This window comes from Parafannyhessea sp. (assembly GCF_051876455.1).
In the GTDB taxonomy this organism is placed as follows: Bacteria; Actinomycetota; Coriobacteriia; order Coriobacteriales; family Atopobiaceae; genus Parafannyhessea.
In genome coordinates this window covers 1-5,278 of sequence record NZ_JBJEHW010000191.1, presented here as the reverse complement: position 1 = coordinate 5,278, position 5,278 = coordinate 1, and the positions used below count along the sequence as shown (strand labels likewise).

The 5,278-nt window shown below is 66.7% G+C and carries 4 protein-coding genes; 1 reads left to right on the top strand and 3 read right to left on the bottom strand.

Going from position 1 to position 5,278, the window contains the following annotated elements:
- The 3 genes from ACI38Z_RS08165 to ACI38Z_RS08155 are packed head-to-tail and all read right to left on the bottom strand — an operon-like array spanning window position 1 to window position 3,545.
- Window positions 1–1,014, bottom strand: coding sequence for an aspartate-semialdehyde dehydrogenase (locus ACI38Z_RS08165; protein ID WP_439789702.1), 1,014 nt, complete (start codon window positions 1,012–1,014; stop codon window positions 1–3).
- 52 nt (window positions 1,015–1,066) lie between these two features.
- Window positions 1,067–2,410, bottom strand: coding sequence for an aspartate kinase (locus tag ACI38Z_RS08160; protein ID WP_439789701.1), 1,344 nt, complete (start codon window positions 2,408–2,410; stop codon window positions 1,067–1,069).
- Window positions 2,411–2,414: 4 nt separating this feature from the next.
- Window positions 2,415–3,545 carry a homoserine dehydrogenase gene (locus ACI38Z_RS08155; protein WP_439789700.1) on the bottom strand — a complete coding sequence of 377 codons (1,131 nt, stop codon included), beginning with the start codon at window positions 3,543–3,545 and terminating at the stop codon, window positions 2,415–2,417.
- A 102-nt stretch (window positions 3,546–3,647) separates the two neighbouring features.
- Here ACI38Z_RS08155 and thrC point away from each other — a divergent pair, with 102 nt between their 5' ends.
- Window positions 3,648–5,141, top strand: coding sequence for a threonine synthase (gene thrC, locus ACI38Z_RS08150; RefSeq protein WP_439789699.1), 1,494 nt, complete (start codon window positions 3,648–3,650; stop codon window positions 5,139–5,141).
- Window positions 5,142–5,278 lie beyond the last annotated feature (137 nt).

Sequence of the window (5,278 nt, the reverse complement as noted above, 5' to 3'; positions counted from 1 at the left end):
CTAGAGCAGCATCTCCGCGATCTGGACGGCGTTGGTCGCCGCGCCCTTGCGGATCTGGTCGCCGCAGCAGAAGAACGTGAGCGCGTTGACGCCCTCGGGGGCCGAGAGGTCCCTGCGGATGCGGCCGACGTAGACGAGGTCCTGGTCGGACGTGTCGAGCGGCATGGGGTAGCGCAGGTTCGCGGGGTCGTCCACGACCTTGACGCCCGGTGCCTTGGACAGCACCTCGCGCGCCTCGTCCGGCGTGATGGGGTTGTCGAACTCGACCGTGATGGACTCGGAGTGCGAGCGCATGACGGGCACGCGCACGCAGGTGCAGTTGACGCGGAGCTCGGGCATGTGCATGATCTTGCGGCCCTCATTCTGCATCTTGAGCTCCTCGGAGGTGTAGGCCTCCTCCTTGAAGCCGCCGATCTGCGGGATGAGGTTGAACGCGAGCTGGTACGCGAAGGGCGACGTGTCGCCCACCTCGCCGCCCTCGGCGATGACCTTGCTCTCACGCTCGAGCTCCCTGAGGCCCGGCATGCCGGCGCCCGACGCGGCCTGGTAGGTGCTCACGATGAGCCTGTTGAGGCCCGCGGCCTTGGCGAGCGGCCACGTGGGCACGAGGCCGATGATCGTGGCGCAGTTGGGGTTCGAGATGATGTTCCTGGGGTGGTTCGCGACGTCCTCGGGGTTGATCTCGGGGATGACCAGGGGCACGTCCGGGTCGAGCCTGAAGGCGTGGGAGTTGTCCACGCACACGGCGCCGCGCTTGGCGGCCTCGGGCAGGAGCTCCTTGGCCTGCGCGTCGCCGGCGGCGCCCAGCACGATGTCGACGCCCTCGAACGCCTCGGGCATCGCCTCCTGCACGGTCACCTCCCCGCCGCGGAACTGGAGCTTCTTGCCGGCCGAGCGCGCGCTCGCGAGCGGCACGAGCCTCTCCACCGGGAAGTCCCTCTCCTCCAGGCACTGCATCATCTGCGTGCCCACGACGCCCGTCGCGCCGAGAATTGCTACGACCTTGCCTGCCATGTACTTCTCCTCTGCGTGTGTTTGGTGGGCCGCATCGGGCGGACCCGGGGGCCTACTGCTTGTCGTCCTCCGCCGTGACGTACTCGTTCTCGACGAAGTTGTCGTAGATCACCTTGATGGCGCGGGCGAAGTCCGCGTTGTTGACGCCCATGATGATCGAGATCTCCTGCGAGCTCTGGGTGATCATGCGGATGTTGATGCCCGCCTCGCCCAGCACGCCGAAGATGCGGCCGGAGGTGCCGGCGCGGCGGCTCATGTTGCGGCCGACGACGGAGATGAGCGCCAGGCTGTCGATCACGTTGATGCTGTCCGGCTTGAGCTCCTGGCGCAGGTCGTTCACGATCGAGTAGATCGTGTCCTTCACGTCCGCGCCGTTGACGACGATGCCGAAGGAGTCGACGCCCGTGGGGATGTGCTCCACGGACACGCCGTAGCGCTCGAACACGGAGAGCGCGCGGCGGACGAAGCCCACGGTGTTGGACATGTGGGCCTTCTGGATGTGGATCGCCATGAAGTCCTTCTTGCCGGCGATGCCGGTGATGAGGTGCTCGCGCTCGTGCTCGACGGCGGTCTCGCGGATGACGGTGCCGGGGGCGTCGGGGTCGTTCGTGTTCTTGATCTGGATGGGGATGCCGACCTCGCGCACGGGGAAGATGGCCTCCTCCTGCAGGACCGAGGCGCCCATGTAGCTGAGCTCGCGCATCTCGTCGAACGTGATGCGGTGGATGGAGCGCGGTTTGTCCACGATGCGCGGGTCGGCCGCGAGGAAGCCGGACACGTCGGTCCAGTTCTCGTACACGCCGGCGTCGAGGCAGCGCGCGAGGATGGCGCCCGTGATGTCGCCGCCGCCGCGCTGGAAGAGCTTGATGGTGCCGTCGACCGTGGAGCCGTAGAAGCCCGGGAGCAGGAAGCCGCCCAGGCGCTGCGCCGCGTCCTTCACGCGGGTGGCCGTGCGCTCCATGTCGACGGAGCCGTCGTGGTGGAACACGACGACGTCCGCGGCGTCCACGAACGGGATGCCCAGGTACTCGGCCATGAGCTGGCCGGTGAACCACTCGCCCCTCGACACGATGTACTCGGGCGACAGGCTCGTGATGACCGAGGAGAACTCCTCGAACTTCTCCTCGATGGGGTATTTGAGGTGGAGCTCGTCGCGGATCTCGACGAAGCGCTGCTCGATGTCCTTGAGGAGCGACGTGCAGTCGACGTGGTACTCGATGTGCGCGTTGACGAGGAGGAGAAGGTCGGTCAGCTTGTTGTCGCCGCTGAAGCGCTTGCCCGCGGCGGACACGACGACGAACCTGCGGTCCGGGTCTGCCTTGACGATCCTCTTGACCTTCTTGAACTGCTCGGCGCTCGCGACGCTGGAGCCGCCGAACTTAGAAACCTTGATCATGCTGTTAGTCCTCCTGGGAAAGCGCTGCCATGAACGTGCTGGGGTCGGTCTCCTGCGCGCGCTCGAAGGTCTGGCGCGCCTGGACGGCGGTCAGGCCGCGAAGCACGACCATGCCCTCCGCAAAGGGCTCCGCGCCCTCGACAGAGGCCGTGGTCCTGAAGACGTAGTCCGACTTCAGGAGCTCCGGGCGCCACTCGAGGCCGCGCGAGAAGTCGTAGTGGGGACGGCGCCCGGCGGCGAAGTCGAGCACGTCCTGCACCATGGCGTTGCCCGTGGGGAGCATGCCGGCGCCCTGGCCGTAGAACTTGAGCGGGCCCACCGTCGTGCCGTCGAGCGAGATGAGGTTGAAGTTGGAGGGCACGTTCGCCTCGAGCGAGCGGACGGGCAGCGCAACGGGCTCGACCGCGGCCGCATAGCCGCCGTCCTCCTGCACGCCGCGGCCCAGCAGCTTCACGCTCAGGCCCTTCTCGCCCAGAACATCGAGGTCGCGCTTCGTGAGCGTGCGGATGCCGGTCGTGGGGATGTCCTTCTCGCACGCGGTGTTGAACGCCACGCCGACCGAGATGATGGTCTTGTTGCGGACGTCGATGCCGTCGATGTCGGCGGAGGGGTCGCGCTCGGCGTAGCCCAGCTCCTGTGCCTCGCGCAGCACCGCGTCGAAGTCCGCGCCCTCCTTCACCATGGCGTCCACGATGTAGTTGGTGGTTCCGTTCATGATGCCGTAGAACGACTTGACCTCGTCGATGCGGCGGACCTTCTCGACCGAGGCGATCCAGGGGATGCCGCCGCCGACGGACGCCTCCACGAGCAGGCACGCGCCCGTGGTGTTGGCCTGGCGCACGAACTCGTCGATGTAGGCGGCCACGACCGCCTTGTTGGAGGTCACGACGCTCTTGCCGGCCGCGAGCGCGTCCATGATGAACGTGTGTGCCGGCTCGAGGCCGCCCATGCACTCAACGACGACCTCGATGGAGTCATCGCCCAGGATCTGCTTGAAGTCCGAGGTCATGCGCTCGTCGGTAAGGCGGTCCGGCAGCTCGAGGATGCGAGCCACCTCCACGCCGCTCACGCGCTCGCGGATGATCCTGTCAACACCCTTGCCGACCGTGCCGTACCCAAGGACAGCAATCTTCATCTCTATCCAATCTTTCTGTTGTGTGACGTTGCAGAGGCCACTTGCCCTCTGCGGCTATGATACAAGGTGTTTAGCCGCCATTACGAGGCAAGGAGCGCCACGGTGAACCTTTTCTATCACAGCACGCGCAGCGATGACCAAACTGTAACAAGCAAGCAAGCAATTCTCAGAGGAATCGCACCTGACGGCGGGCTCTACGTGTCCGACGGGCTTGGCCAGACGCAGCTTGACCTCGCTCAGGTCTGCGCGGAGCACTACCATGCCATCGCGCGCCGCGTGCTGTCGACCCTCCTGCCGGACTACGCGCCCGAGGAGATCTCCTCCTGCGTAAGCCAGGCCTACGCTGACAACTTCGACACGCCCCTCGTCACCCCGGTCTCCCCGCTCGGCGATGACTGGCTGCTCGAGCTCTACCACGGCCCCACCTGCGCCTTCAAGGACGTCGCGCTCCAGATGCTTCCGCGCCTCATGTCCGTCGCGCGCAAGGGAGAAGGACGCGACGTCATGATCGTCACCGCCACGTCGGGAGACACCGGCAAGGCGGCCCTCGCGGGGTTCGCGGACGTGCCCGGCACGGGCGTCACGGTCTTCTATCCCGAGGGCAAGGTGTCCGACATCCAGCACCTCCAGATGGTCACCCAGAAGGGAAGCAACGTCGCGGTCTGCGCCATCAGGGGCACGTTCGACGACGCCCAGACCAACGTCAAGCGCATCTTCGCGGACCGCGAGCTCGCCAAGCGCCTCGACGCGGACAACGTCATGCTCTCGAGCGCCAACTCCATCAACGTCGGCCGTCTCGTCCCGCAGGTCACGTACTACTTCTCGGCGTACGCGCAGCTCGTGCAGCACGGCGCCATCCACGTGGGCGACGCCGTCGACTTCTGCGTGCCCACCGGCAACTTCGGCGACGTGCTCGCGGGCTACTTCGCCAAGCGCCTCGGCCTGCCCGTCGGCAAGCTCGTCGTCGCGTCCAACAGCAACAAGGTCCTGACGGACTTCCTCACCACGGGCACCTACGACCGCCGTCGCGACTTCGTCAAGACCATCTCGCCCTCCATGGACATCCTCGTGTCCTCCAACCTCGAGCGCATGCTCTACTACCTCACGAACGGCGACTGCGAGCGCGTCGCCTCGCTCATGGGCGACCTCGCGACCAAGGGCTGCTACAGCATCGGTGCGGACCTCCTCGCCAAGCTGCGCGAGACCTTCGACTGCGGCTACGCCACGGACGACCAGACCCGTGCCACCATCCGCGACACGTGGGAGAAGGACCACGTCCTCATCGACACGCACACGGCGGTCGCCAAGACCGTGCTCGACACCCTGCCGCGCGAGGGCAGGCAGCGCGTCTGCCTCTCCACCGCGAACCCGTACAAGTTCTCGGCCGACGTGCTCGCCGCGCTCGGCACGGACGTGAGCGGCAAGAGCGGCTTCGACTGCATGGACGAGCTCCAGGCGCTCACGGGCGTCGAGGCCCCGGCCCAGCTCTCCAACCTCCGCTCTGCGGCGCTCCTGCACCAGGACGTCTGCGACATGGACGGCATGGCGGGCTTCGTGGAGGACTCCTGCCGCAGGGTCTTTGGGCAGGGACGGTAGCGCATGGCACAAGAGACCACGTACCAGCCTCCCCGCAAGTTCCGGGTGACCGTGCCCGCAACCTCGGCAAACGTCGGGGTCGGCTACGACTGCCTGGGCCTGGCGCTCGACCTTCTCGCCCGCTTCACCTTCGAGGT

Bases quoted from the DNA above. Each gene is read 5' to 3' on its own strand.
- ACI38Z_RS08165 (WP_439789702.1), bottom strand. From the start codon at position 1,014: ATGGCAGGCAAGGTCGTAGCAATTCTCGGCGCGACGGGCGTCGTGGGC.
- ACI38Z_RS08160 (WP_439789701.1), bottom strand. From the start codon at position 2,410: ATGATCAAGGTTTCTAAGTTCGGCGGCTCCAGCGTCGCGAGCGCCGAG.
- ACI38Z_RS08155 (WP_439789700.1), bottom strand. From the start codon at position 3,545: ATGAAGATTGCTGTCCTTGGGTACGGCACGGTCGGCAAGGGTGTTGAC.